The organism is [Mycobacterium] stephanolepidis, assembly GCF_002356335.1.
GTDB lineage: Bacteria > Actinomycetota > Actinomycetes > Mycobacteriales > Mycobacteriaceae > Mycobacterium > Mycobacterium stephanolepidis.
This window is the reverse complement of record NZ_AP018165.1, coordinates 2,354,121-2,378,979: the sequence shown is the minus strand read 5'-3', so window position 1 is coordinate 2,378,979 and position 24,859 is coordinate 2,354,121. Positions and strand designations below refer to the sequence as shown.

The window sequence follows — 24,859 nt, the reverse complement described above, 5'->3', positions numbered from 1 at the left end:
CTAGCGCTGCAACAACCGACGCAACAAATGCAGGGCGACAGTGGTTGCACGCTCACGAATCTGGTTGCGATTTCCCGGGATAACGACGCGAAGGTCGGCCTTCTCCCCCGCCGAGGTCTTGACACAGAAACACACGGTGCCCACCGGCTTCTCCGCCGTACCACCGCCCGGGCCTGCCACACCCGTCGTCGACACCGCGATATCAGCATCCAGCGCCTTCAGCGCGCCCTCCGCCATGGCCTCGGCGACCTCGGGTGACACTGCGCCGTGATCTGCCAGTAGCTGCGGATCCACCTGTAGCTGACCGATTTTGACGTCATTGGCATAGCTGATGACCCCACCCAGGAAGTATTCAGAAGAGCCCGGGATGTCGGCGATGCGAGCGCCCAACAGTCCCGCCGTGCATGACTCCGCCACCGCCAGGCGCCTCCCGTTCAGCAGCCGGGCCACCACGTCATCAACGGTCGAGCCATCCGCAGAGAACAGTGCCGCTCCATGCCGGATCTGGATGAACTCGTGCAGGCGCGTCCACAATGGGTGCGCATCGGCCTCGAAGCGAGTCACCACCTCGACCTCGCTGCGCCGCAGGCAGGTGGTGATCTCCAGCGCGGCAAGGCTTCCCAACTCGCCCTCAGCAAGGCGCAATGTCTCGGCGATATCCGGCTCGGTGATTCCGTAGAGACGCAGCGTGGTCTGCTCGATGGCCGTGACATCCTCACCGAGGAGCGCCCGCATAGGCGCGGCGTCGATCGCCGACGGCCACATCCGTTGAAGCTCATGCGGCGGCCCGGGCAGCACCACGATGATAACGCCGTCTGCGCTCATGATCGCCCCCGGCGCGGTGCCCACCGGGTCAAGCACCTCGCCCAGAGCCGGGACAAGCGCCTGCTTGGCGATGCCGACGCACAGTGCTTCCCAATCGACGTTCTCCCAGCGGTCCGCCATCGGCCGTAGCCGATTCATGATGGCCGCTTCCAGAACTGCATCGAAAATGAGTGTGGTACCGGAGAATTCAGCCACTGTCGGCAGCGTCATGTCGTCGGCCGTCGGACCCAAGCCGCCGGATGTGACGATGAGGTCCACACCCTGATCGGCGAGAAACCGCAGCTGCGCCGTCAGGTCCTCTCTGCGGTCTCCGCACACGCAGATATGCGCCACATCCACGCCCACTTCCCGCAGATGTTCGGAAAGCCATGGGCCGTTTGCGTCGGCGACCCGCCCGGTGAGGACCTCCGTACCTGTGACGACGATTCCCGCTCGCAGCATGTGAGCAGCCTAGGCCGGTAGGTTCGATGTCATGGATGAGGGCGCCATCATCGAATACATCGTCACGACCTTTCCGGATCTGCAGCACGAGGTTGTGCGGGGCAATTGGTTCTTCTTCCCAGGCCCCGAACGTCAACTGCCGGTTATCACGCTGATGTCGAACGAGGCATTCGATACGTACTCCGATCTCGGACGACCGCACGTCTACCGGCTCAACATCGGCATCAGCGGTGACACCTTCGTCAAGGTTGTGCCCGGTCAGGACGAGCCGATCGAGCCCGATTACACCGAGTTCGACCGGGTACTTCCGCATCCCGAATACGGCGGCGCCAAGTGGGTGTGTGTGGTCAATCCGGGTGAGGACACGTTCGCCGAGGTGCTGCGGCCGCTGCTGGCCGAGGCGTACGCACGCGGTCGCGACGACTAGTTGTCGGTGACGCCGGCCCACAACCGACGGTTTGTGGATGCATCGCCCAGGGTGGGCAGGGTGCGCCCCTCATTGCGGAAACCGTGCCCGGCGAGAGCGTCGGTCAAACGCCGATCCTCCTCGCGCACCGCGACGACGATCCGCCTCGTGGGTGAAGGAGCGCCCATCAAGCGTCCCGCAAGATCTGCGATGGTCGAGGTGAGCTCATCCTCGGATACATCGCGACGCGGCCTGCCAATGAGCTCCGTGGTGGAGCTGCCCGGGTCGACAGCGATCTCGACAGATCCCAGAGACGTCCCCGAAACCGTCACCGCGACTGAACTATTCGCATCGCTAGCGACGCACCGTCCGCAGTTGCGCAGTTCGTAGCGCCCGCGCGCCAGCAGATCGCTCCAGGAAACCGCCGCGCGGCGCCCCGACATCCAGCCGGTGAGGTTGCCCGAGAAGGCGTCTCGCGCGCGGCGTAATGCGGCCAGGTTCTCGACTGTGTTGCCCTGAAACCAGATCTGATGATCGGTGGGCTTTCCGTCGTACACGCGCAGTCTGCGACATGTCTGCAGCTTCGACCACCCCACCGACTGGGCAAGTCGCTGCACCGCGATGTTCTCCACCGCAAGCGGTGCCACTGCGTGCGGAACGTGGGGATCGGCCTCGAATCCCGCGATGATGAGCGATGCCTGAGCCCACCTGGTGACGCTGTGTGGAACTCCGGCGGTCCATGTCGACACCTCGGTGCCCCCCGTGCGCGGATGCGGCCCTGCCATGGCCAAGTGGCCGACGACGTGTTCCCGGCCTCCATCGAGGTGCACAAGCAGATACGAGACCCAGCCACGCGCGGCATCGGAGAGTGCCTGCTTCCAGGTGTGAATCCACATGTAGGGCGAATGCGCTGTCGACCATGGCATGTCCGGATGGCCAAACGCCGGTGCCAATCGCTTTTCGTAACGCAGGTTGGTTTCCCGCCACGATGAGCCATCGGAGAGCCGCGGAGTGCGCAGCATGACCGTCATACCATCGATTTCGACCGGCCCCAGGGATGCCGGAGTGGGTCGATCGCTTGCGAGCACCCCGGCAGGGTAGCGTACCCCGGCGCAGGCGTATGGCGATTAATCGGCTACTGCGAGAAGACTATTGCCGAGTACACCGTGTCTATTTAGGAAGCGGGCTTGCCAGCAGAGTCCACATACGCCGCGTGGCGCCATCGTCCCCCAGCGTCGCCGGCGCCTCACCCTCATCGATAAATCCACAGCGGGCAAGCTGGTCGGCAAGTGTGCTATCCGCGCCACTGACCGCAACGACCGTCCGGCGCGATCCGTCAGGGCGAGCGGCGACATGGCGTGCGAGTGCGGACAGCGCGCATGCGCCGGCATCGCGGGGCAGCCACGGCTCGAATCGTGGCACCAATTCCGTTGTGGACGTGCCGATATCGGTATAGACGTCAATCGAACCGGCGGTGCGCTCAGCCACCGCCACCCGGAAGCGCCCGCGACCGGCCGGTGCGATATGCACCACTTCCCCATGGGTGGTGAAGGTTTCGAGTGAGGACTCTGTAGGCGCCGGCCGCAGTGTGGCGCTGATCCGCTGACGGACGCGAATCGCCGCGAATCGGGCCCACGCCGCGAGGTATCCAGCGTCCGGCCTGCGGGTCGCGGAGGGCGCGAGATATGTTCTCGTGAAAGGAATTTCCGCGAGGCGCTGCCTTACCGAATCTCGGTACCGGACCGTATTGGCGAGCACCCACATATGGTGGTCTGCAATCTGCCCATCGTATTTACGCAGAGCACGACGTGTCTGTAGCTGAGTCCAGCCCATGGATTCGTAGAATCTGTTTGCGCGCACGTTCGCTACCGCGACGGGGGCCAACGCGTGTGGAATGGCAGGGTTTCCCTCGAAGGCAGAGAGCACCGTGACCAGCTGCGCCCACCCGCTCACGGCCGAGGGCACGTCCACCGCCCAGCTGGAGATCTCGGCACCCCCGGTTCGTGGATCCGTACCGGTCATCGAGAAGTGCCCAACGACCCGCTCGATGCCGTCATCGATCCGCACCAGCAGATATGAGACTCCGCCGGCCCGCGCATCGGTGAGCGCCGAACGCCAGGTGTCCACCCAGATTACCGGTGAATGGGCGCTCTCCCAGTCCATATCGTCACGATTGAACGCCGGTGACAGCCGCTCGGTGAATGCCAGCGCGGTCTCCCGCCAGGATGGCCCGTCTGCGAGCCGGGGTGGCCGCAGCAGTACCGTCACCCCGTCGATCGTGGTCGGCCCAAGGCCTACCGCGGATCGGATTCCGGATTTGCTAGACACCGCGTCAGGCTACAGGAGAAAAGTTCGCTCCGTGAAAGTCCTCAGGTGGCGGGGACGAGAACGAGCGGAACCCTCTTCGCACCGATGAGGCCATGCGACACCGACTGCCCGAGCAACGCATCCAGTGCGGACGCCGGCCCTCCCCGCGGACTACCCACAATGATCATCATCGCCTCATACTGCTGCGCCACACCCAGAAGGGCGGCGGCCGCAGGTCCCTGCGCGCGGTGGTACTTCCAGGCCAGTTCCTGACCCGCAAGCTGTTCGACAGCCTCGGCCTCCGTAGCGGTAACAGCGTTGCCTGCCTGAGCTTCCCAGCTATCGGTGTCGATGTCCATCGGCTCGTCGTCCATATCGAGAATGTGGACCACATGCACGCAGGCACCCAGTCGCCGGGCTATATCGATCCCGAAGCGCAGCGCGGCAGTGCTCGGCGGATGTCTGTCCCATCCGACGACCACGTGCACACCGGGCGATTCGGTCATAGTGACATCCTCACGCCATCGACCGCGCGAGCGCTAGTCCCGCGACACAGGCCCCGACGGTGCCCACCAGCGTGCCGAACGTGTTGTACAGGGCAAGTGACCATTCGCGCCGCTCGAGAAGCCTGACCGATTCCACGCTCGCGGTGCTGAAAGTCGTATAGCCACCGCAGAACCCGGTTCCCACGACAGCCAGCAGAGCCGACGACGAATGGTGGAAGATCACGGCGCCCGCCACCATGCCGATGAGGGCCGACCCGCTGAGGTTGATGAGGAGCGTTGCCCACGGGAAGCGGAAGGTACGGCGATGTTTGATGAGGGAATCGACGACGAAGCGCGCTACCGCACCCAAAGCCCCGGCGAGGATCACTGCGATAACCGTCACGCGGAACCTCCCGAGTACCGCCCCAGGACCGTGGCGGCGGCAGCTATCCCGGCCATGGCGGCGGCCAGACCGGCCGCGATGCTGACCAGCGCATACCCGACGCCCAGACCCGCAAATCCGTTGCGGGCGAGAGTGCTGATCTCCAGGGCGAATGCGCTGTAGGTGGTGAAGGCGCCGCAGATACCCGTACCGACAAACAACCGGGCACGTTGGCGCCAACCGCCGTCCGGGCCCAGCAGTGTGAGGGTTTCCAACAGCGCCCCGAGGATGAACGCTCCGGTCAGGTTCACCGCGAAGGTCCCCCAGGGCCAGGACCCGCCCGTAGCCGGCCACATCTTCTCGAACCAATACCGCAAGGCGGTTCCGCACACACCGCCGAGAAAAACCCACAGCAGTGCATACGGTCGCAGATGTAGGGGTCGGGCGAACTCTTCGCGCTGTGCACCCGTCACATTCGGTCCCATCGTGTTACGACTCATCAACACAGGAACTATCAGCCATCGGTGGCGGTTCGGGACAGGCCCCGGCGAGATCCATCGCGCGTGACGAATATAGCGCGAGACGGGTCAGTACACGTCGCGGACGTACCGTTTACCGGCGACGAGCTCCTTACGGAACTCAAGAGCCTCTTCGGCCGACATCCGCCCGTGCTTCTGGGCGATGGCCAGTAATGCGCTGTCCACGTCCTTGGCCATCCGGCTGGCGTCTCCACACACGTAGAGATGCGCACCGTCGGCGAGCCACCTCCACATCTGTGCCCCCTGCTCCATCATGCGGTGCTGGACATAGATGCGTTTTTGTTGGTCGCGCGAGAACGCGAGATCGAGTCGGCGCAGGGAGCCATCGCGCAGGAAGCCGTCGAGTTCCTCGCGGTAGTAGAAGTGCTGGGTGCGGTGCTGGTCGCCGAAGAACAACCAATTGGGTCCGGAATGGCCCAGGGCACGGCGTTCCTGCAGGAACCCGCGGAATGGGGCGATACCGGTTCCGGGACCGACCATGATCATCGGCGTATCCGAGGAATCGGGTGGGCGGAAATGCGGCGATTTCTGCAGGAAGATCGGGACGGGCAGCCGCTGTGCGCGGTCGGCCAGGAAGGTCGACCCCACACCTCCGCGGGCCGAACCGTCGGGCCCCTGGAACCGGACGATGGACACCGTCAACGCGATGGATTTCGGACTGACCAAGGGGCTCGAGGAGATCGAGTACTGGCGTGGGGTGAGTCGGATCAGAACCTGTTGCCACTCATCGATACCGGCACGGACCGGAAACTCGCGAAGCACGTCGAGGGCATTGCGACCCTGCAGCCACCGCTCGCGCGTCGCGGTGTCGGGGCCGCGTAACAGCTTGGTGGCCGGTTTGTCGCCACGCCGCTCTGCGACGAAACGCAGCAGGTCGTCGGTGACGCGACAGATGTCGTAGTGGCCGGCGAGCGCGGTAGCCAGCGGCAGCTCGCCCCCGTCGATTGCGATCGGCAGCTCCGCATCGAAACCTGTTGCAGTGAGCCAGCGTTGGACATCTTCCTCACGGTTCGTCGGATAGACGCCAAGAGCATCGCCCACCGAGTAGTCCACATCGTGGCCGGTCAGGTCGAACTCGATGCGCCGTACCTCCTTGCCGGAGCCAGGCGCTGAGAGGACCTCGTTATGCGACAACGCCGCCAGAATGGGCGCGTCGCGGGTGAAACGGTCCGGCGCGACCGCTGGCAGCCCCTCGCTGCGCAATCGTCTGACCGCCTCGGTGCCGGCGTCGGCGCCAGCCCCGATTGCCTCCAGCAGGTCCGCGGTCCAGGCCGCGAGTAGCCCTCGGTCATTGGCCTCACCGTCTACCCGCGCCAGCACCGGGATGGCGCCGAGCTGGTGCAGCCGGGCGTCGAGCGCCTTGGCATGTCCACAGAAATCCGCGTACGCCCGGTCACCGAACCCCAGCACCGCATAACGCATGTGGTTCAAGGGCTTGGTCTCTCCGGACAGCGCGGACCAGAATTGCGCACCGTTATCGGGTGGGCCGCCCTCGCCGAAGCTGCTGGCGATGAGCACGGCCGTTCGAACCTCGCCGAGATCTTCGGGGGCGCAGTCGTCCATCGCGGTGAGTGTGGCGGAGATTCCCGCTGCCGTGAGCATGCTGTGCACCGAGGTGGCTGCGGTCTCGGCGTTGCCGGTCTGCGATGTCCACAGAATTGCTATGTCGCCCAATGCTTGTGCCGTCCTATCGGGCACCTCGTGGACAACAGTTCGTCCCGTGGGACGCAGCATCACCGCGCTGACCTTGAACTCGGGCTGTAGCGAATCGGGGTCGACGGCGTCGTTGGTCACCGCGTTGATCGCCAGTCCGGGACCCTGAACGTCGTTCCAGTGAAAGGGCGCAAAGCAGCTGCCGGGTTTGACTCTGTCGCTGATGATCGCCGGGAGTTCGGCGGTCCCGCGCCGCGAGGCGATATCGACGATATCGCCCTCGACGATGCCGAGGGTCACGGCGTCGCGAGGGTGGATCTCCACAAAGGGGGACGGATGGAGCCGCTCGAGTGTCTTGATGCGACCGGTTTTGGTCAGGGTATGCCAATGATGTTGCAAACGACCGGTGTTGAGGACCATGGGGTACCCGTCACCGGGAGTTTCCGCGGGGTCCCGGTGGGCACGGGCGTGGAACACCGCCCGCCGCGACGGGGTCGGGAACGCCAGCCGCGGAATGGTGCCGTCCTCGCCGACATGCAGACCCTGGCTGACTCCGTCGTTGAGATAGCGAATCGGATTCCGCTCCCCCGAATCTTCGGGTGGACAAGGCCATTGCACGGGGCCCTGCCGCAGCCGCGCATAGCTCGCCCCACGCATGTCGTATCCGGTCCGTGGATTCCAGAATCCTCGGATCTCCTCGAAAATCTCCTCGCTTGACGAGTAGTCGAAACCGTCGCCGAACCCCATCGCGATGGCGACATCGCATATCAGGCGCCAGTCGGGCTGCGCATCCCCCGGCGGGTCGGCGGCCCGGTTGGTCAGCGTTACCGTGCGCTCCGAGTTGACCGATACGCCATCTGCTTCGGCCCACAGCGCGGCGGGCAGGAGCACATCGGCGTAATCATTGGTGGCCGTCGTAAAGAAGGCATCCTGGCTGATCACCAGCTCCGCCCGGCGCAGTCCGTCGATCACATTCTGCCGATTAGCCACCGAGGCAACCGGATTGGTGCAGATGATCCAGCATGCCTTGATATCACCGGCCGCCATCTGGGTGAACATGTCCACGGTGCCGGTGCCGAACTCCTCGCGGATGGAACCGGGCGCCAGCCGCCAGTGCCGCTCGACGAATTCTCGATCGGCGACGGACTTCACCGAGCGCTGTCCCGGCAACCCCGGGCCCATGTAACCCATTTCCCTGCCGCCCATCGCATTCGGTTGGCCGGTCAGCGAGAACGGTCCACTACCGGAGCGGCAGATGGCACCGGTGGCCAGATGCAGATTGCAGATCGCGTTGGTGTTCCAGGTCCCATGAGTGCTCTGGTTGAGGCCCATCGTCCACAACGTCATCCATTCGCGCGCCTCCCCGATCCACCGGGCAGCGGTGCGGATATCGTCCTCGGCCAGGCCCGTGATAGCCGCGACGGCCGAGGGCGGGTAACCGTCGAGGAACTCCGGCATCCCCGCCCAGCCCTCGGTGTGCTCGGCGATGAATCCGGAGTCGATATCCCCGTTCTCCACCAGCAGATGCAGCAGTCCGTTGAGCAGCGCCAGGTCGGTGCCGGGGGTGATCTGCAGGAACAGGTCGGCGCGTTCGGCCGTGGCGTTGCGGCGGGGATCGACCACGATCAGCCGCGCTCCGCTACCAAGCCGATCGGCCATGCGCAGGAACAGAATCGGATGGCAGTCGGCCATGTTCGCACCCATGACCAGGAACAGATCGCTCTGCTCGATATCGGAATACGACCCGGGGGGCCCGTCGGCTCCCAATGATTGGGTGTATCCGGTTCCCGCACTGGCCATGCAGAGTCGCGAGTTTGATTCGATCTGTGTGGTCCGGATATAGCCCTTGGCGAGCTTATTGGCGAGATACTGCGCCTCCAGGCTCATCTGGCCGGATACGTACAGGGCGATCGCATCGGGTCCATGGGTGTCGAGGATGTGGCGTAATCGCCTGCCCGCCTCGGCGGTCGTCGCAGCTAGGGGGGCCGGAACCGGCTCCTGCCCGCGTGCGGGGCGGATATGCGCCGTCGTCATGCGTCCGTCGGCGGCCATCAGCTGGGCGTGCGTGGCACCTTTGGTGCACAGGCGTCCTTGATTGCTTGGGTGCAGGGCATCGCCCTCGACGGTTGCGATGGTGACCGGACCCGCCGAACTCGTCTCGGCCCGCACCACCACACCGCAGCCGACACCGCAATACGAGCAGGCGGCACGGCGCGCGGTGGGCGACACGCTGAGTTCGGTCACCCCGTCATGGTGAGCGAGTCAGATTCCCGAATTCTTCCGCCGAGGTTATCCGGCTGTCACGGCGTCCTCACCGCACCGATCCGCGGAGCGTGAGAACGACATCTCCCTGCAACGCGCCGTTAGAGGGCCGACGGACGAAGTGTTCCACTAGCATCAGCAGCGGGTCGACGCTCGTTTCCTCAGTACGCATCCTCGAAGGAGCTAGACATGGTGTTGAACATCATTTGGATGATCATTCTTGGCCTGATCGTCGGCTGGATCGCCCGGTTGATCGTGCCTGGCAAGGAGAACTTCGGCTGGATAGTGACAGCGTTGCTGGGCATTGTCGGTGGTTACGTCGGCGGCACCCTGGGAAGTCTGGTGTTCGCCCCTCACAAATTCACGGTTACCCCGCCGATCAATCACGCCTTCCTCGGAGCACTGGTCGGCGCGGTAATTCTGCTGGTCGTCTACAAGTTCATTGCCGGAAAAACCAAGAGCTAGGCGCCGCCCGTAAGCGGCACTTTCCCGGCGAACACAATGCGTCGATTGGGTGCGCCCACGCTGATCGCGTGGGCGCACCCAATCAAATCTTCACCGACACACACCGTCAACGCTCACCGCGAAATGGGTGAGCAGAACTCGCCAAGAGCTAGACGGGGACCCCGGGTGCTGCCGGCGCCGCGGGAGGCGGCGGTGGCACGGGCTGCCCCGGAGCGGCAGGTTCGGGTGCCGGTGCCGCGGGAGCCGCCGGAGCCGGTGGCTGGTTGGGATCGGCGGGCGCAGGCGCGGGCTGATTCGGGTCGGCCGGCGCGGGCGGCGGCTGGTTGGGATCAGCGGGCTGTCCGGCGGGCGGCGTCGGTGGGGTCCACGGACGAACCGAATCGGTGAGAGCCTTCGCCACTCCCTTGTCCACCGGCGAGGCCGCGGTACCGAGCCACACGATAAACCAACGATCCTTGCCCTTGCCCACGGCTGCGGCCCAGATCTGACCGGGCTCCTTGGCGGCATCGTCGAACTTCACCTCGTAGTACGAGGACGCCGCGGGCATACCCGCCACCTCGAAGCTCTGATCTTCCTGGTTGACGCGGTTGCCCGGATACGGCATGAAGAACTCACCCATATCCGAAGCGAGCCTGCGCGCGGCCTTCTGGTTGTCGGGCTCGGCACCCGCGAAGAGCTTCAGATCAAGGCGACCCAGCAAGATGCTGCCGTTTGGTGCCGCCGGGTTGGTCAGCAGCGCCGAACCGTATGTCAGTCTGCGCGCATCCGATGGCGCCCAGCCTTGCGGCACAACATAACTGAATCCACCCTGGTCATTGTTGACGCGCCCGGCATCTGCCGGCGCTCCGGGTGCGGGCGGTGTGCTGGGCGCGGCAGTACCGGGCGGAGGTGACGCCGGAGGTGTCGTCACGGTCGTCGGAGTCTCCGGATTGGGTGCCGGTTGGCCAGGGGCGGGCGTTGCCGGTGGCGGCGGCGCATCGGTGGTCACCAGATTGATATCCGCCGTGCGTACCGACGTCGGCGACTGATCAACCGGCCCGGCGACAAGCGTTATCGCCCCTGCCCCCGACAGCGAGGCCACGGCGACGGCAGCTGCCATCACCCGCGCCCGTTGTACCCGCTTGGCGGCCAAAGTTGCCCGTGGTTGCTGCATGCCAATGAACGTACCGTTTTGTCCTGCACGTGCAAGCGTATCCGGCAATCGGCGCGCCCGATTTACGGACAGTTGCCGTCGACACCACTTTGCGATCATTCGATGCGGTGGCAAGGGGTTTGGCTGACCAGAAGCAAACATAGGTTTCCTCTCAAAGGCGACCGAAATCCCCGTCCCCAGCTATTGCGCCGCCTGAATGACGACCTCATGAGCCTTCACGGCAAAGTATGCCGACTTCTCGGGTGCCAGCTTTAGCTCTGCCGCGGCGGCCGCGGTGATGTGTGCCGTGAATATCGCGGGCCCCGCGGTTGCCGTTACAACCACGCTGTCGCCATGAGCGCTCAGGGTCGAGACGGATACCGCGATGACGTTGCGCGGACTGCCGCCCGGCGGAGACAGATGCACGCCCACCGCACGTGGTCCGAACACCGCGACGGCATGCTGCCCCGGCGCGGGACTGCCGGCGCCGGACCATACGCCGTGGATGACGATGCCGTCCGCGTGCAGGGCGCCGTCCGAGCCCACGGCGCCGGCGACCAGGTTCACGCCGGCGAACCGGGCACCAAACTTGCTGGTCGGGCGGGCCAATACGGTCGCGGTCTCCCCCTGCTCGGCGATGCGGCCGCCGTCCAGAACCATCACCCGGTCGGCGATGGCGACGGCATCCATGATGTCGTGCGTAACGATCAGGGCGCTCTGGCCGCCGCCGCCCAGCACTCGGCCCAGCAATGCCCGGATGTCCGGCGCGCTTGCGGCATCGAGGCCTGCGAGAGGTTCGTCGAGCAGCACCAGGTCGGGTTCGGTGGCCAAGGCGCGGGCGATCGCCACCCGCTGCGCCTGTCCCCCGGACAGTTCACCGGGCCGGCGTCGGGCAAGATCGCGTGCGCCGACCGACTCGAGCCAGCGATCGCGCAGGGCAGGCACCTCGTCTCGATGCCGGGCGCGCATCCCGAACTGGACGTTGCTCGCGACGGTCAGGTGCGGGAACAACAAGGCTTCCTGCAGCAGAAGCGCCGTGCGTCGCCGGTGGGTCGGGACGAAAGTGCCGGTGGCACAGTTCGTCAGCACGTGATCGCCGAGGCGGATTTCACCGGAGTCGGGTCGCAGCAGTCCCGCGATGAGCCCGAGCAATGTGGACTTACCGGCGCCATTGGGGCCGACGATCGCCAAGGTCTCCCCGGGCGCCACGGTGAATGCGGCGTGTACACCCCGACCGGAATGTCCGGCGTCGAATCGCAATTCACTCATCGCCGCCACCCATCGCGGCGCCAGGCCCGGGCCCCCACCACGGCCAGCACCACCGCCGCCACCGCCACCAGCAGCAGTGAGAGCGCCACGGCCGATTGCGCATCGGATTCGCGCTGCAGATAGATCTCCAGCGGCAGCGTGCGAGTGACCCCCTGCCGCGAGCCCGCGAAGGTCAGGGTGGCCCCGAATTCACCCAGTGAACGTGCGAAGGCCAACACCGTGCCCGAGACCAGCGCCGGCATCACCAGCGGCAGCGACACCCGCCGCAGCACGGTGGTCGGTGGTGCGCCCAGACTTGCCGCCACATGGTCATAGCGCTCCCCCGTCGTCGCCAGTGCGCCCTCAAGGCTTATGACCAGAAACGGCAAGGACACGAAGGTCTGCGCCAGCACCACGGCGGTAGTGGAAAACGCTATGCGGATTCCTGCGGCATCCAGGTAGTGGCCGAGTAGGCCGAGCTTGCCGAAGGCGTAGAGCAGCGCGATGCCGCCGACCACCGGCGGCAGCACCAGAGGCAACAGAATCAACGGGCGCAGCAGCCGAGTGAGCCAGGCCGGTCCACGGGCCAGCACGATGGCCAGTGGGACACCCAGCAGCAGGCACAACGCCGTGCTGGCCACGCACGTCCTGACGCTGAGCAGCAGCGCTGCCTGCGAGGCCGGGCTGCTGATCAACGCGGGGAACTGAGGCCAGTCGGCCTTCACCACGAGTGCCAGCAGCGGCAGCACGATGAGCACTGCCCCCATGGCCGCCGGCAGATACACCCAGCGCGGCAGACCGGGTGCCGGCGTCACGGCGCAGAGAACCCGGCCGCCGCCAGAATCTTGTGTCCGGCATCCCCGGTGACCGTCTCGATGAACTGGTTCGCGCGTTCGGGATTGCGCGAGTTAGCAGTCACCGCAATGGGATAGGTGTTCACGATCGACCGTGCCTCGGGGAATGCGACGGCGGTGACTTTGTCGCCGGCGGATTTGGCGTCGGTGACGTAGACCAGACCCGCGTCGGCCTGCCCCGCGATCACTTTGTTCAGCACATCGGTCACCGAGGATTCTTCACTGACCGGATTTAGTTGCACCCCAGTCTCTTTGGATGCGGTCGCGGTGGCCGACCCGCACGGAACCTGCGGTGCGCACACCACCACGTCCAGCCCCGGACGCGCTAGGTCTCCAAAGGTCGCGATGCCCTTCGGATTACCCGGGGCGACGACGATCGTGAGCGTGTTGGCCGCGAAGTCGACGGGATTGACAACCGAGTGCGCCTTCCACGCCTTGTCCATGTTGGCCGAGTCGGCGGTGGCAAGCACGTCGGCCTGGGCGCCCTGAGTGAGCTGAGTGACCAGATCCGAGGAACCCGCAAAGGTGAACTCGACGGTTGTGCCCGCGTGGGTGGATTCGAAAGACTTCCCGATTTCGGTGAAGGCCTTGCGCAGCGACGCCGCGGCCAGCACGTGCAACTGGACGGGAGCGGGGCCCGAACCAGTCGACGGGGCCGCTGTGCTGCCATCGGACGTCGTTCGCGAACCACAACCGGACATGGTCAGCGAACCCGTAAGGAGTGCTGCGGCGAGAATTTTCCACCCTCTGCTGGTCACCGGCACAACCCTAGCCCCAGCCGAGGCGATACGTGGTGGTCGTGGGTATTGCTACCGTCCAGTAATATTGGCGCTCAAACCCGTGCGAACCGGCCACGAAATCCGGGGTATGAGGTCCGGGTTGTGTCACGATCAAGCTGATCAGGCCTGGCAACGGGAGCGGATCGGTAAGGGTTGCAGGAAGGTAAGGAAGGTACCGCCATGGACGTACTGGTAACCGGAGCGGTTAACGAGGTCGGCCGGGCGGTGGCTGCGGAATTCCGCAACGCCGGCCATCGGGTGGTCATCACCGGCCCCAATGCCGACGAGCTGGAAATCGCTGCCAAGGAGCTCGAGGTCGACGCCATCGTGTGCGACAACTCCGACCCGGACAGCCTGGAAGAGAACGTCGAACTGTTCCCGCAGCACCTCGACGCCATCGTGAACATCCCGAACCCCGTCTGGAGCGAGCCCGGCCCGCATCTGGGCACCCTCACCGATACCGGCGAAGCGTGGCTGTCACGCTACGAGTCCAGCGTGCTGACCGCCGTGCTGACGGTGCAGGCCATCGGCGACCATCTGCGTTCCGGCGCGGCCATCATCAATCTGTGCACGTTGGGCACCAGGGACCGGTCGGGAGCGACGACTGCCGCCAAGGCCGCACTGTCGGCCTGGACCGCCGAGCAGGCCGAGCGAATGGGCACCCGCGGGATCACCATCAACACCATCGCTCCCGGGCAGTCGGCTGACGCCAACTACGACGGCCTTGACAGCACTGAGGACGCCCAAGAGCTGGTCAGCGCCGAGATCGCACGGTTGGCGTTGTTCCTCACCAGCCCGCAGGCGCGCCACATCACCGGCCAAACGCTGCATGTCAGCCGCGGAGTTCCCGCAGGCGTCAGCTGACACAGCTGGAGTGCACTCCAGCTGTAGATCGTCGAATTGCATTGCGAGGCAAGACCGTACGTAGTGCCGTGGCAGCAGTTCGAGCGTAGGCTCGATCGGGTGACCATTCGGCTTGGCTATCAGATCCCCAATTTCTCCTACGGCACCGGTATCGCCGAACTCTTTCCCACCGTCGTCAGACAGGCGCGCGAGGCGGAGGCGTCGGGTTTCGACACGGTGTTCCTGATGGATCACTTCTATCAGCTGCCCATGATCGGCACCCCCGATCAGCCGATGCTCGAGGCCTATACGGCCCTGGGCGCATTGGCCAGTGCCACCAGCACCATTCAGCTCTCCACGCTGGTCACCGGCAACACCTACCGAAACCCAACCCTGCTCGCGAAGGCCGTGACGACGCTCGACGTCGTCAGCGGCGGCCGCGCCATCCTGGGCATCGGCGCGGGATGGTTCGAACTGGAACACCAGCAGCTCGGGTTCGAGTTCGGCACGTTCACCGACCGTTTCGAGCGGCTGAGCGAGGCCTTGGAGATCATCGCCCCGATGTTGCGCGGTGAACGACCCACCTTCGAGGGCAAGTACTACCGCACCGAGACAGCCATGAACGAGCCCAGGATCCGGCCGAACATTCCGATCATGATCGGCGGCAGCGGCGAGAAGAAGACCTTTGGACTGGCCGTGAAGTATGCCGATCATCTGAACCTGCTCAGCTCGCTGGACGAGATCCCGCACAAGCTGTCGGTGCTGCGGCAGCGCTGCGAGGAAGCAGGGCGTGACCCATCCACTCTGGAGACCTCGGCGTTCTTCTCGGTGTTCATCGACGACGACTCGGCAACGGCCTGGAAACTCGCTGGTGAGCAACTACGCAAGAACGGCATTGACCTGGAAACCCTCCCTGAGGAGGCCCGTGCGCAGGTTCTGGGACGCACCCTCGTGGGCAGCCCCGACGAGATCGCCGAACAGGTGCAGACCCGAGTTCTCGATCAGGGAATCGACGCTGTCACTCTCAACGCGACCGCCAACGGGCATGTGCCCGGCGTGGTGGAGCTGATCGGCAACACTCTTCGCCCGCTGTTCAAGGACTAGTCGGCCGGATTCGTCCTCTATCGCGCAATCCTTCGGCAGGATGTGCGATATGGGCGCACCGTTCAGCTTGCAACCCGCCGCCGCGGCCGTGGTGGCGCTTCTGCCGGGGGTGTCGGACGAGGTGCTGGACGGCTCGACTCCGTGTGCCGAGCTCACGGTGCGTGCCCTGCTGAATCACCTGATGGGTTTGTCGGTGGCCTTCCAGTATGTCGTCCGCCCCGAGGAGGCGGCGGCTCTCGGCATCGACCTTTCGGGCCCGTCGTTCACCGAGGATCTCGATCCGCAGTGGCGGACGTTGCTCCCGCAGCGGCTCGCGGATCTCGTGGCTACCTGGGCGCAGTCCCGGTCATGGGTCGGCGAGTCGACGATCGCAGGCTCTGTCATGCCCAATGACCAGGTAGCGATGGTGGTCCTGGACGAGTTGGTGCTGCACGGATGGGATTTGGCGGCGGCCACCGGGCAGCCGTTTGACCTACCCGAGGGCACCGATCCGGGTTTGTATGGATTCATCAGGGCGCTGGCCTCCGACGACGGAATTCCCGGTTTGTTCGGCCCGCAGCAGCCGGTTCCCACGAGTGCCCCACGGTTCGATCACATGCTCGCCATGTCGGGACGTGATCCAGGCTGGCGCCCGCAGGGTGTGTGAGATATTTCGCTAAACTAACTGACGCGACGTACAGGGAAATCCCGACTACGGTTGGGGTGTTGCACCAAGTGTCAGACAAGGTGAATAACCCCAGTTGAGACACCATTTGATGAGGAGTGATCGATGAGCACGACATCAGACGCCGCCACCGGCGCGGCGCCTGTCGAGGCCAATCCGAAGCCCAAGATCAAGGACGCGTTGACGCCCAAGCACCGAGTCGTGATCATCGGGTCGGGGTTCGGCGGTCTGACGGCCGCCAAGACGCTCAAGCGCGCCAACGTCGATGTCACGCTGATCGCGCGCACCACTCATCACTTGTTCCAGCCGCTGCTGTACCAAGTGGCTACCGGGATCATCTCCGAAGGGGAGATCGCTCCCCCGACGCGGCAGATCTTGAAGGACCAGGACAATGCACAGGTCGTTCTCGGCGATGTGACGAGCATCGACCTGGAGAATCAGGTGGTCCACTCCTCGCTGCTGGGGCATGACTACTCCACGCCGTACGACAGCCTGATCGTCGCCGCCGGTGCGGGTCAGTCGTACTTCGGAAACGACCACTTCGCCGAGTGGGCCCCGGGCATGAAGTCCATTGACGACGCTCTGGAGCTGCGCGGACGCATTCTGGGTGCCTTCGAACAGGCCGAGCGCTCCAGCGATCCCGTCCGGCGCCGCAAGCTGATGACCTTCACCGTGGTGGGCGCCGGTCCGACCGGCGTCGAAATGGCCGGGCAGATCGCCGAACTGGCCAACGAGACCCTCAAGGGCACCTTCCGCCACATCGACCCGACCGATGCGCGGGTCATCCTGCTCGACGCCGCGACAGCTGTGCTGCCGCCCTTCGGTCCGAAACTGGGAGAGAAGGCACGCAAGCGCCTGGAGAAACTCGGCGTCGAAATCCAGTTGGGCGCCATGGTCACCGACGTGGACCGCAATGGCCTGACCGTGAAGCATTCCGATGGCACCGTGGAACGCATCGAGTCCTGGTGCAAGGTGTGGTCTGCAGGTGTGTCCGCCAGCCCGCTGGGCAAGAACCTGGCCGAACAGTCCGGTGTCGAACTGGATCGTGCCGGACGTGTGAAGGTCGGCCCGGACCTGTCGATTCCGGGCCACCCGAACGTCTTTGTGGTCGGAGACATGATGGCGGTCGACGGCGTACCCGGTGTCGCCCAGGGCGCCATCCAGGGTGGGCGCTACGCCGCCAAGCAGATCAAGGCCGAGCTGAATGGGCGTAGCTCCGAGGAACGGCCCGCATTCAAGTACTTCGACAAGGGCTCGATGGCCACGGTGTCGCGGTACAACGCGGTGGTCAAGATCGGCAAGCTCGAGTTCAGTGGATTCATCGCATGGCTCAGCTGGCTGGCGCTGCACCTGGTCTATCTGGTCGGGTTCAAAAATCGTCTGGTGACCCTGATCCTGTGGTCCATCGCGTTCGTGACGCGCTCGCGCGGCCAGATGGCGATCACCGAGCAGCAGGCCTGGGCGCGAACACGTCTGGATCAACTTGAAGAACTCGTCGCCGAGAAAAACGGCGACGACGAACAAGTTGCCGAACCTGAAGAGGAAAAGGCGGCCAGCTAGTTCCGATCAGTCGGACGGTAGACGCCGCCCCTGCCACGTCAGCAGGGTGGCGTCGCCGGCGAGGCGCAGCACAGTGGCGTCGACGGGGCTCGTCGGCATGGAATCCGTTGCGGGGTAGTGCAATTCGCTGATCAGGGCCAGCGAGCGACCCAATTCGTCATCGGTTACCGATCCCGCTCCGAGTTCGATGCGGTGGCGCAGCAGAGGGCGATCGTCGATATCCGCGTCGAGCTCACCGCTCCAGAATCCGGATGACTCCCCCGCCCTGCCGATCTGCACACGTTCCCGCAGCCGCACGCTCGCACCGTCCGATGCGCGGACGGTGACATGAGAATGGTGGACGGCGTTGGCCGCCACGATGGTGGGCGCCGGGTCGAGGTCAAGCTCGCCTGCCACGGAGCAACTCCACGCAGTCGAGGACCGCAGAGTGTCACGACCGGGCAGGGCCACTGCTGCCGCCACCGATCGCACGCGTAACAGCACGCCGTCGCCGACCTCGATACGCACCGAGATCTCGTCGCCGCCCAGGGGGCTGGCGGCCACTCCGATGAGATGCACGGTATCGGCATCGGTGAGCCTGCCCTGCAGGCTGCCCGAGCAGCGTATCCGCGGGAGGCGGCCCTTCTCCGCAATGATCTGGACGTCAGTGCGCATGGTCCAGATGGCTCCGGACCCACGCCAACACCTCGGTGGCCGTCGGGTCCTCGGTCAACGAGATCATCGCGGTTGGCCGTCCTTCCCGTACGGCTGCCGCGTCTCGGGCCATCACACCCAGATCGGCGCCCACCATGGGAGCGAGGTCGGTCTTGTTGATGACCAACAGGTCCGAGAAGGTCACGCCGGGACCACCTTTGCGTGGCACCTTGTCACCGCCGGCGACGTCGACCACGAAGATCTGCACGTCGATCAGACCTGAGGAGAAGGTCGCGGTGAGATTGTCGCCACCCGACTCGACGAGGATGAGGTCAAGTGGATCATTGGTGGCGATGAGATCTTCGATGGCGTCCAGGTTCGCGGTGATGTCGTCGCGGATGGCGGTGTGCGGGCAGCCACCGGTTTGCACCGCGGTGATGCGCTCGTCGGGAAGCACCGCATGGCGACGCAGGAAGTCGGCGTCCTCCGTGGTGTAGATGTCGTTGGTGAGCACCGCCACCGAAATCTCGTCGCGCAGTGTGCGGCACAGCGCGGCGACCAACGCGGTCTTGCCCGACCCCACGGGTCCGCCGATCCCGATGCGCAGCGGCTCACCCGGCTGACGCACCCGGCGGGGCCTGTCGACGTGTTGATGGGGCTGACCGTCGAGGAGATGTGGTGGCATGTTGATCCAATCGTGGTTGTGCGTGAAAAACCTAGAACCCTAAAACTACGAAACAAAAAGCGGACGTTCACGTGTGAGATGGCGCTCGGCGAGCACATCCAGCAGTGGGTCGGACAGGCATGCCAGATCGGCGGCGGCCAAAGTCGCGGTCTCCTCGCACAGGCCCGCCATGGCCAGGGTGCCCACCGCCACCTCTGTGGGATCAAGCGCCAACAGCCGCTGGCCCGCGGTGGCGGACCCGGTCAACGTGGTGTACACGACGACAAGTGCGATATCGCGGCCCGACAAACCTGTTGCCGCGCCGATGATGCCGTAGACCACGGCCAGATGCGGCGCGCGACCGTGTGCATGCCAGTCGATGTGCGGCCACGCGCTCCCGGCCAGACGCTTGAGCCCCCGACCCTGCGCGCGGGAAGCGTCTCGCGCCGCCTGCGAAGGCGTCCGCGCGTCCGTTTCCGCATCCGCCCGCATCGGATCCAGCCTCTCCGAGGCGATGGCGGCGGCAATGGACGCCGCGACCAGGCCATGAGTCCGAATACGCCGCCGCAGATAGGCATTCAGAGTCGCACCGTCTCGCACCAGACCCTGGGCTATGGCCTCCTCCACCCCACCGGAGTGCACATGCGAACCGGTGGGCAACCGCGAATCGGCTAGCGACAGCAGTAACGCCGTCGTCGCGGAAGTATCGATGGCACCCATCAGAACAGAAAATATCGTTGCGCCATAGGCAGTTCGGTGGCCGGCTGTTCCTGCCAGACCTCACCGTCAATACGTACGGTGAAGGTATCGGGATCGACTCGGATATCCGGCATCGCGTCATTCAACGGCAGGTCGGCCTTGCCGCGATGGCGCACGTCGCGGGTGGGAACCAGCCTGCGCCGCAACGCGAGCCGGGCCGCCAGATCGTCCTCGATGGCCGTCGGCGAGACAAAGTGCACGGCCAAACCGGGTGCCACGTTGGGCATGGCGCCGAACATGGGGCGCGGCAGCACGGGTTGCGGGGTGGGAATGGAGGCGTTGGCATCACCCATGGCAGCCCAGGCGATGGCTCCGCCCTTGATGACGACATGTGGCCGGACCCCGAAGAAGGCCGGTTCCCACAGCACCAGATCGGCCAGCTTGCCGACCTCCACCGAACCCAGCTCGTGATCGATGCCGTGCGTGATGGCCGGGCAGATCGTGTATTTCGCGACATACCGGCGGACGCGGTTGTTGTCGTTGCCTCTGGCCCCGGAGGGGTCTCCCTCCAACGCACCCCGGCGCTTCTTCATGACGTGCGCGGTCTGCCAGGTGCGCATCACCACTTCGCCGATGCGCCCCATGGCCTGACTGTCACTGCCGATCATCGAGATGGCACCGATATCGTGCAGCAGATCCTCGGCCGCGATGGTCGACGGACGAATCCGGCTCTCGGCGAAGGCAAGATCCTCCGGGACCGCGGCGTTGAGATGGTGGCAGACCATGAGCATGTCGAGATGCTCGTCCAGGGTGTTGACGGTGTGTGGGCGCGTGGGATTGGTGGAGCTCGGCATCACGTTCGGGTGACTGGCCACGGTGATGATGTCGGGCGCATGGCCGCCCCCGGCGCCCTCGGTGTGGTAGGCGTGTATCGCGCGTCCGGCGATCGCCTCCAGAGTGCCTTCGACAAAACCTGTTTCGTTGAGGGTGTCCGAATGCAAAGCGACCTGCACGTCCGCCTCGTCGGCGACGCGCAGGCAGGCATCGATCACCGCGGGTGTGGTGCCCCAGTCCTCATGCAGTTTGAAACCCGCTGCACCACCGCGTAATTGCTCCCACATCGACTCGGGGTTGACGGTGTTGCCCTTGCCCAGCAGCAGCACGTTGACCGGCCACCTGTCGAGCGCCTGCAGCATGCGGCCCAGGTGCCACGCTCCGGGCGTGACCGTGGTGGCCTTGCTGCCCTCGGCGGGGCCGGTGCCACCGCCGATCATGGTGGTGATACCGCCGCCGATGGCCTCGTCAACCAGCTGGGGACAGATGAAGTGGACGTGGCAGTCGATACCGCCCGCCGTGACGATCCGATCATTGCCGGCGATGATCTCAGTGGACGGGCCGACGATCAGTTGGGGGTGGACCCCGTCCATGATGTCCGGGTTGCCCGCCTTGCCGATTCCGACAATGCGTCCGTCCCGAATACCGATGTCGGCCTTGATGATTCCCCAGTGATCGATGATGACGGCACCGGTAATGACCGTGTCCGGCGCTCCGCCGGCGCGGGTGAGGCGGCTCTGCCCCATCGACTCGCGCAGCACCTTGCCACCGCCGAAAACTGCCTCCTCGCCGGCCAAACCGGGCCCACCACATCGATCTTCGGTGATCTCGATAAGCAGATCGGTATCGGCCAAACGGATGCGGTCACCCGTTGTCGGCCCGTACAGCTTGGCGTAGTGCTCCCGTGAGAGCCGGGTCATGCGGGGTCACCGCCATCCAGCTGTCCCGGAGCGTCGAGCGTCAGTCCGTGCACTTCTCGGCGGCCACGTAGGGGAACCAGACGCACCTTCTGCGCCACACCGGGTTCGAAGCGCACTGCGGTACCCGCGGGAATGTGCAGGCGGTGTCCGTGCGCGGCCTCACGATCGAAGTCAAGCGCCGGGTTCGACTGGGGGAAATGTACGTGACTGCCCACCTGTACGGGGCGGTCACCGGTATTGACGACGTCGAGCTCGATGACGGTCGCTCCCGCGTTGAGTTCAATATCGTCTGGTGCGAACAGGTATTCGCCAGGAATCATGTGGCTCATCCGATCGGGTGGTGCACGGTAACGAGCTTGGTGCCGTCCGGAAAGGTTGCCTCTACCTGGACGTCCGGGATCATCTCGGGCACGCCGTCCATCACATCGTCGCGCCCCAGCACCTCGCGGCCGCTGGCCATCAATTCCGAGACGGTGCGACCATCACGCGCACCTTCCAGGAGATGATCGGTGATGATGGCGATTGCCTCGGGGTGGTTGAGGCGCAGCCCTCGGGATTGGCGTCGTCGCGCCAATTCCGCCGCATAGGAAATGAGCAGCCGTTCCTGCTCGTGCGGGGTCAATCGCATAAGGGGCGATCCTGCCATGATCCGGGCTGCCTGGCACTTTCACGGCCCTTATACGGACAGCGGACAGTTTTGCCCTGCGGTCGAGATGGTGAGTGCGAGAATCCACGGAGCTTGTGGGGTGTGGAGTCGATCAGGAGGGTGCGCAATGCGTTACGGGATGACGTTGTGGTGTGTGGTGTCGGCCGGAGTGCTGATATCGGGGTGCAGTCAACCCAGCGAGGGGATAAAGCCGGTGTCGGCGCCGACCACCACCACCGCGAATATGCCGATGACTGCGGGCACCTCAGCCCCCGAATCCATCCCCACGACCACAAAAGCACCTCCACCACCGCCTCTGGTCGTCACCCCGGAGAAGATCGACTCAATCCTGGGCTCGCGTTCGGATGTCGGGAAGATTCTGGGAACCACGCTCGAGTACGACGACAACACATCGACACCGCCGACCGATGCGGTGGGTGGTGCACGGGATTGTGCGAACCTGGACAACCCGCGGGCCGACCAATTGGGATCCGAATGGACGACGTACCGCTGGAACTATTACCGCGAGACCAAGGACACCACCGCATACATCGTGAGCCAGGTGGCAGTCCTGTATCCGTCCCGCACGGAGGCCGCCGCGGCTTTCACGCAGGCATTTCCCAAGTCCGCGGCCAGAACATGCGCCAACGCGGAGATCTCCAAACAGGACCAGAAGTGGAAGATCACGAACATCGCGGAAATCAGTGATAGCGCGGCGAAATGGACACAACTGCAGATCACACAGACCGCGACGTGGCACTGCTTCTTCGACTTCCGCAACAAGAACAACGTGCTCTTCGGGACGTACCTATGCCAATACGGTGACGGCGTACCCGGCGTGACGACCATTACCGACCGGATCGCGGCGTGGATCCCGCAGTGAAAGGAACGGCTGTGACCAGCAAATCGGTGTACCGAAAGACTGCCGTCGCGGTGTGCGCCGCCGTTGTCCTGACGGGATGCTCATTGTTCGGAGATGACCAGCAGCACCCTGCGACGTCCGGGCCGTCGGCGACACCCGGTGCATCGAAGACATCGACAACGTCAGCGGCGGATGCGATCAGTCCGGACAGGGCCAACTCGATCATCGTCTCCAAAAAAGACGTGTCCGAGCTGATCGGCTCCACCCTCGAATACGAGGGCAAGTCCTCCAATCCGCGATCGTCGCCGATTGACGGCAAGCAACGTGCCAGGCGCTGATGGTGCCACTGACGGTCGACGTCGGCGACAAATGGACGACCTATCGTGACGTCTGGTATCGGGAGGACAAGGACACGTTCACGCACTCAGTCACTCAGCGAGTGTTGCTCTACTCGTCGAAAGATGATGCGCGGGAGAACTATTCAAAGGAGTTTCCCGCCGACGTCCGCAGCTGTTCGGGTGAGGAGCTGAAAGTCGATACGGCGACCTGGCGCGTGTCTGTCCGCGAGGCATCCGACGACCGTGCCCAGTGGGTGCTCGATGAGATCACCGACGGGCGCCCGTCAGGATGGCGTTGCATGTTAGAGGCACGCATCATCGAGAATCTGCTGCTCTCGGCGACGGTCTGTCAGGTGGCCAACGGCGGCCCGGCGCTGCGCGCGATCGTGGACAAGATGGCTGCCGCCGCCCAGCCGAAGTAGGAAATCGCTCGTGGCGCTCGTGTAACACTGGGCGCCGGCGATCCGATGTAGCCATGATTTGGGTCGATACGGGTCTGGATATCGGCAGGGAGGGACTTGGATGCGTCACGTATTGGCTGTCGGATGGCTTGGCCTGGCAGCGATGCTCGCGGTGAGTTGTGGGACGGAGACCGGCGGCATCAAGCCGATACCAGTCGGTGCCACCGAGACATCGGCACCGGCCGATCATGGACAGGACGGGGCGATCGCGAGCCCCAAGTCCAGTGCTCCACCGGTCACCACCTCGCTTGAACCACCGACACCGGTGACAGTCACGCCCGACAAGGCGGAGTCAATCATCATCTCCGCCGACGATGTGGGCAGGCTGGTCGGATCACCGCTGACGTACGAGTTGAAGTCCACTCGACCCAGCGATGCCTCCGCGACCGGCAAGTGCCAGGTCCTCACCGGGCTGCGCAGCGAGAGCCTTGGTGATGAGTGGACCACCTACCGAGGCTCGCGTCTGCAGGAAACACAGGACCGGTACGACCACATCGTGTGGCAAGCGGTCGTGCTGTTCCCCGATGCGAAGGCCGCGGCGAACCAGCTTCAGACTGCGTATCCCCCGTCGCTGGCTTCGTGCCAGGACTCGCGCCAGACCGAGGGCGACATCGAATGGCGGATCGGTCAGTTCTCGAGCGATGGCACCAGCGCGAGGTGGGTGCGACAGGAGCTCAGGGACGGAAAACCCGCGGGGTGGCGGTGTTTCTACGACTACCGGGCCAAGAACAACGCGCTCTTCGGGAGCCTGTTGTGCCAGAACGGCAACGGCACTCCGATAGTGACCGCGATCGTCGACCGCATGGCCGAATGGATTCCGGCATAACCACGACGAAGAAGACGGTAGGGGGCC

General features: G+C 64.9%; 25 protein-coding genes, 1 pseudogene and 1 riboswitch. Of the genes and pseudogenes, 9 read left to right on the top strand and 17 right to left on the bottom strand.

What is annotated here, in order from left to right:
* A complete protein-coding gene (locus MSTE_RS11715; protein ID WP_096501363.1) occupies window positions 1-1,266 on the bottom strand; it encodes a competence/damage-inducible protein A in 1,266 nt (421 codons plus the stop codon).
* A gap of 31 nt (window positions 1,267-1,297) precedes the next feature.
* Between MSTE_RS11715 and MSTE_RS11710 the strand changes: the two genes are divergently transcribed.
* Window positions 1,298-1,693 (top strand): DUF6194 family protein, encoded by a 396-nt coding sequence (locus tag MSTE_RS11710; RefSeq protein ID WP_096501361.1) that lies wholly within the window; start codon window positions 1,298-1,300, stop codon window positions 1,691-1,693.
* Here the strand turns inward: MSTE_RS11710 and MSTE_RS11705 are convergent.
* From MSTE_RS11705 to MSTE_RS11680, 6 genes are all read right to left on the bottom strand, one after another.
* Window positions 1,690-2,760: a GNAT family N-acetyltransferase gene (locus MSTE_RS11705; protein WP_157997678.1), complete on the bottom strand. Its 1,071-nt coding sequence runs from the start codon at window positions 2,758-2,760 to the stop codon at window positions 1,690-1,692. The two genes, MSTE_RS11710 and MSTE_RS11705, sit on opposite strands and share 4 nt — an antisense overlap.
* An 82-nt stretch (window positions 2,761-2,842) precedes the next feature.
* On the bottom strand, window positions 2,843-4,000 hold the full coding sequence (locus MSTE_RS11700) for a GNAT family N-acetyltransferase (RefSeq protein ID WP_096501357.1): 1,158 nt from the start codon (window positions 3,998-4,000) through the stop codon (window positions 2,843-2,845).
* Between the two features lie 41 nt (window positions 4,001-4,041).
* Window positions 4,042-4,485: a universal stress protein gene (locus MSTE_RS11695; protein ID WP_096501355.1), complete on the bottom strand. Its 444-nt coding sequence runs from the start codon at window positions 4,483-4,485 to the stop codon at window positions 4,042-4,044.
* A 10-nt stretch (window positions 4,486-4,495) separates the two neighbouring features.
* Complete coding sequence (crcB, locus tag MSTE_RS11690; RefSeq protein WP_096501353.1) at window positions 4,496-4,867, bottom strand: fluoride efflux transporter CrcB; 372 nt, start codon at window positions 4,865-4,867, stop codon at window positions 4,496-4,498.
* Window positions 4,864-5,331, bottom strand: a complete 468-nt coding sequence (gene crcB, locus MSTE_RS11685) for a fluoride efflux transporter CrcB (RefSeq protein WP_096501351.1) — start codon at window positions 5,329-5,331, stop codon at window positions 4,864-4,866. Before crcB (MSTE_RS11685) ends, crcB (MSTE_RS11690) begins: the two co-directional genes overlap by 4 nt.
* A gap of 13 nt (window positions 5,332-5,344) precedes the next feature.
* A riboswitch (Fluoride riboswitch) is annotated at window positions 5,345-5,417 on the bottom strand.
* 16 nt (window positions 5,418-5,433) lie between these two features.
* On the bottom strand, window positions 5,434-9,282 hold the full coding sequence (locus MSTE_RS11680; protein WP_162291413.1) for a bifunctional nitrate reductase/sulfite reductase flavoprotein subunit alpha: 3,849 nt from the start codon (window positions 9,280-9,282) through the stop codon (window positions 5,434-5,436).
* Window positions 9,283-9,489: 207 nt separating this feature from the next.
* Between MSTE_RS11680 and MSTE_RS11675 the strand changes: the two genes are divergently transcribed.
* Window positions 9,490-9,765: a GlsB/YeaQ/YmgE family stress response membrane protein gene (locus MSTE_RS11675; RefSeq protein ID WP_030097937.1), complete on the top strand. Its 276-nt coding sequence runs from the start codon at window positions 9,490-9,492 to the stop codon at window positions 9,763-9,765.
* A gap of 148 nt (window positions 9,766-9,913) precedes the next feature.
* Here MSTE_RS11675 and MSTE_RS11670 read toward each other — a convergent pair whose 3' ends face one another.
* The 4 genes from MSTE_RS11670 to modA form a co-directional block, all read right to left on the bottom strand.
* On the bottom strand, window positions 9,914-10,918 hold the full coding sequence (locus tag MSTE_RS11670; RefSeq protein WP_096501349.1) for an APA family fibronectin-binding glycoprotein: 1,005 nt from the start codon (window positions 10,916-10,918) through the stop codon (window positions 9,914-9,916).
* Between the two features lie 180 nt (window positions 10,919-11,098).
* Complete coding sequence (locus MSTE_RS11665) at window positions 11,099-12,166, bottom strand: sulfate/molybdate ABC transporter ATP-binding protein (protein WP_096505764.1); 1,068 nt, start codon at window positions 12,164-12,166, stop codon at window positions 11,099-11,101.
* The gene (locus MSTE_RS11660) at window positions 12,163-12,960 is read right to left on the bottom strand and encodes an ABC transporter permease (protein WP_096501347.1); all 798 of its coding nucleotides are present in this window, start codon (window positions 12,958-12,960) and stop codon (window positions 12,163-12,165) included. Before MSTE_RS11660 ends, MSTE_RS11665 begins: the two co-directional genes overlap by 4 nt.
* The gene (gene modA, locus MSTE_RS11655; RefSeq protein WP_197704801.1) at window positions 12,957-13,700 is read right to left on the bottom strand and encodes a molybdate ABC transporter substrate-binding protein; all 744 of its coding nucleotides are present in this window, start codon (window positions 13,698-13,700) and stop codon (window positions 12,957-12,959) included. Before modA ends, MSTE_RS11660 begins: the two co-directional genes overlap by 4 nt.
* A 258-nt stretch (window positions 13,701-13,958) precedes the next feature.
* On the opposite strand from modA, the gene MSTE_RS11650 reads away from it, so the two are divergent.
* The 4 genes from MSTE_RS11650 (at window position 13,959) to MSTE_RS11635 (ending at window position 17,949) form a co-directional block, all read left to right on the top strand.
* Entirely contained in the window at window positions 13,959-14,642 is a 684-nt protein-coding gene (locus tag MSTE_RS11650; RefSeq protein WP_096501343.1) for an SDR family oxidoreductase, read from the top strand.
* Window positions 14,643-14,741: 99 nt separating this feature from the next.
* Window positions 14,742-15,725, top strand: a complete 984-nt coding sequence (locus MSTE_RS11645; protein WP_096505762.1) for an LLM class F420-dependent oxidoreductase — start codon at window positions 14,742-14,744, stop codon at window positions 15,723-15,725.
* A gap of 49 nt (window positions 15,726-15,774) precedes the next feature.
* On the top strand, window positions 15,775-16,371 hold the full coding sequence (locus tag MSTE_RS11640; RefSeq protein WP_096501341.1) for a TIGR03086 family metal-binding protein: 597 nt from the start codon (window positions 15,775-15,777) through the stop codon (window positions 16,369-16,371).
* Window positions 16,372-16,494: 123 nt separating this feature from the next.
* Entirely contained in the window at window positions 16,495-17,949 is a 1,455-nt protein-coding gene (locus tag MSTE_RS11635; RefSeq protein ID WP_096501339.1) for an NAD(P)/FAD-dependent oxidoreductase, read from the top strand.
* A gap of 6 nt (window positions 17,950-17,955) precedes the next feature.
* On the opposite strand, the gene MSTE_RS11630 is transcribed toward MSTE_RS11635, so the two are convergent.
* From MSTE_RS11630 to MSTE_RS11605, 6 genes are read right to left on the bottom strand one after another with little or no spacing between them, the layout of a single operon-like run.
* Entirely contained in the window at window positions 17,956-18,603 is a 648-nt protein-coding gene (locus MSTE_RS11630) for an urease accessory protein UreD (RefSeq protein ID WP_096501337.1), read from the bottom strand.
* Window positions 18,593-19,267: an urease accessory protein UreG gene (ureG, locus tag MSTE_RS11625; protein WP_096501335.1), complete on the bottom strand. Its 675-nt coding sequence runs from the start codon at window positions 19,265-19,267 to the stop codon at window positions 18,593-18,595. Before ureG ends, MSTE_RS11630 begins: the two co-directional genes overlap by 11 nt.
* Window positions 19,268-19,312: 45 nt before the next feature.
* Entirely contained in the window at window positions 19,313-19,957 is a 645-nt protein-coding gene (locus MSTE_RS11620) for an urease accessory protein UreF (protein WP_096505760.1), read from the bottom strand.
* An 8-nt stretch (window positions 19,958-19,965) separates the two neighbouring features.
* Window positions 19,966-21,699: an urease subunit alpha gene (locus MSTE_RS11615; RefSeq protein ID WP_096501333.1), complete on the bottom strand. Its 1,734-nt coding sequence runs from the start codon at window positions 21,697-21,699 to the stop codon at window positions 19,966-19,968.
* Entirely contained in the window at window positions 21,696-22,019 is a 324-nt protein-coding gene (locus MSTE_RS11610; RefSeq protein WP_162291412.1) for an urease subunit beta, read from the bottom strand. Before MSTE_RS11610 ends, MSTE_RS11615 begins: the two co-directional genes overlap by 4 nt.
* 5 nt (window positions 22,020-22,024) lie before the next feature.
* Window positions 22,025-22,327 carry an urease subunit gamma gene (locus MSTE_RS11605; RefSeq protein WP_030097951.1) on the bottom strand — a complete coding sequence of 101 codons (303 nt, stop codon included), beginning with the start codon at window positions 22,325-22,327 and terminating at the stop codon, window positions 22,025-22,027.
* 145 nt (window positions 22,328-22,472) lie between these two features.
* Between MSTE_RS11605 and MSTE_RS11600 the strand changes: the two genes are divergently transcribed.
* The 3 genes and pseudogenes from MSTE_RS11600 (at window position 22,473) to MSTE_RS11590 (ending at window position 24,832) form a co-directional block, all read left to right on the top strand.
* Window positions 22,473-23,228, top strand: a complete 756-nt coding sequence (locus tag MSTE_RS11600) for a sensor domain-containing protein (RefSeq protein ID WP_096501329.1) — start codon at window positions 22,473-22,475, stop codon at window positions 23,226-23,228.
* A gap of 11 nt (window positions 23,229-23,239) precedes the next feature.
* Window positions 23,240-23,967 (top strand): annotated as a pseudogene (locus tag MSTE_RS11595) (sensor domain-containing protein).
* A gap of 100 nt (window positions 23,968-24,067) precedes the next feature.
* Window positions 24,068-24,832: a sensor domain-containing protein gene (locus MSTE_RS11590; RefSeq protein ID WP_096501327.1), complete on the top strand. Its 765-nt coding sequence runs from the start codon at window positions 24,068-24,070 to the stop codon at window positions 24,830-24,832.
* Window positions 24,833-24,859: the final 27 nt, after the last annotated feature.

Coding starts and splice junctions, on each gene's coding strand:
- MSTE_RS11710 (WP_096501361.1), top strand. CDS start 1,298: ATGGATGAGGGCGCCATCATCGAATACATCGTCACGACCTTTCCGGAT.
- MSTE_RS11635 (WP_096501339.1), top strand. CDS start 16,495: ATGAGCACGACATCAGACGCCGCCACCGGCGCGGCGCCTGTCGAGGCC.
- crcB (WP_096501351.1), bottom strand. CDS start 5,331: ATGGGACCGAATGTGACGGGTGCACAGCGCGAAGAGTTCGCCCGACCC.
- MSTE_RS11610 (WP_162291412.1), bottom strand. CDS start 22,019: ATGATTCCTGGCGAATACCTGTTCGCACCAGACGATATTGAACTCAAC.
- MSTE_RS11675 (WP_030097937.1), top strand. CDS start 9,490: ATGGTGTTGAACATCATTTGGATGATCATTCTTGGCCTGATCGTCGGC.
- MSTE_RS11715 (WP_096501363.1), bottom strand. CDS start 1,266: ATGCTGCGAGCGGGAATCGTCGTCACAGGTACGGAGGTCCTCACCGGG.
- MSTE_RS11670 (WP_096501349.1), bottom strand. CDS start 10,918: ATGCAGCAACCACGGGCAACTTTGGCCGCCAAGCGGGTACAACGGGCG.
- MSTE_RS11600 (WP_096501329.1), top strand. CDS start 22,473: ATGCGTTACGGGATGACGTTGTGGTGTGTGGTGTCGGCCGGAGTGCTG.
- MSTE_RS11650 (WP_096501343.1), top strand. CDS start 13,959: ATGGACGTACTGGTAACCGGAGCGGTTAACGAGGTCGGCCGGGCGGTG.
- MSTE_RS11590 (WP_096501327.1), top strand. CDS start 24,068: ATGCGTCACGTATTGGCTGTCGGATGGCTTGGCCTGGCAGCGATGCTC.
- MSTE_RS11615 (WP_096501333.1), bottom strand. CDS start 21,699: ATGACCCGGCTCTCACGGGAGCACTACGCCAAGCTGTACGGGCCGACA.
- modA (WP_197704801.1), bottom strand. CDS start 13,700: ATGTCCGGTTGTGGTTCGCGAACGACGTCCGATGGCAGCACAGCGGCC.
- MSTE_RS11695 (WP_096501355.1), bottom strand. CDS start 4,485: ATGACCGAATCGCCCGGTGTGCACGTGGTCGTCGGATGGGACAGACAT.
- MSTE_RS11640 (WP_096501341.1), top strand. CDS start 15,775: ATGGGCGCACCGTTCAGCTTGCAACCCGCCGCCGCGGCCGTGGTGGCG.
- MSTE_RS11630 (WP_096501337.1), bottom strand. CDS start 18,603: ATGCGCACTGACGTCCAGATCATTGCGGAGAAGGGCCGCCTCCCGCGG.
- ureG (WP_096501335.1), bottom strand. CDS start 19,267: ATGCCACCACATCTCCTCGACGGTCAGCCCCATCAACACGTCGACAGG.
- MSTE_RS11605 (WP_030097951.1), bottom strand. CDS start 22,327: ATGCGATTGACCCCGCACGAGCAGGAACGGCTGCTCATTTCCTATGCG.
- MSTE_RS11665 (WP_096505764.1), bottom strand. CDS start 12,166: ATGAGTGAATTGCGATTCGACGCCGGACATTCCGGTCGGGGTGTACAC.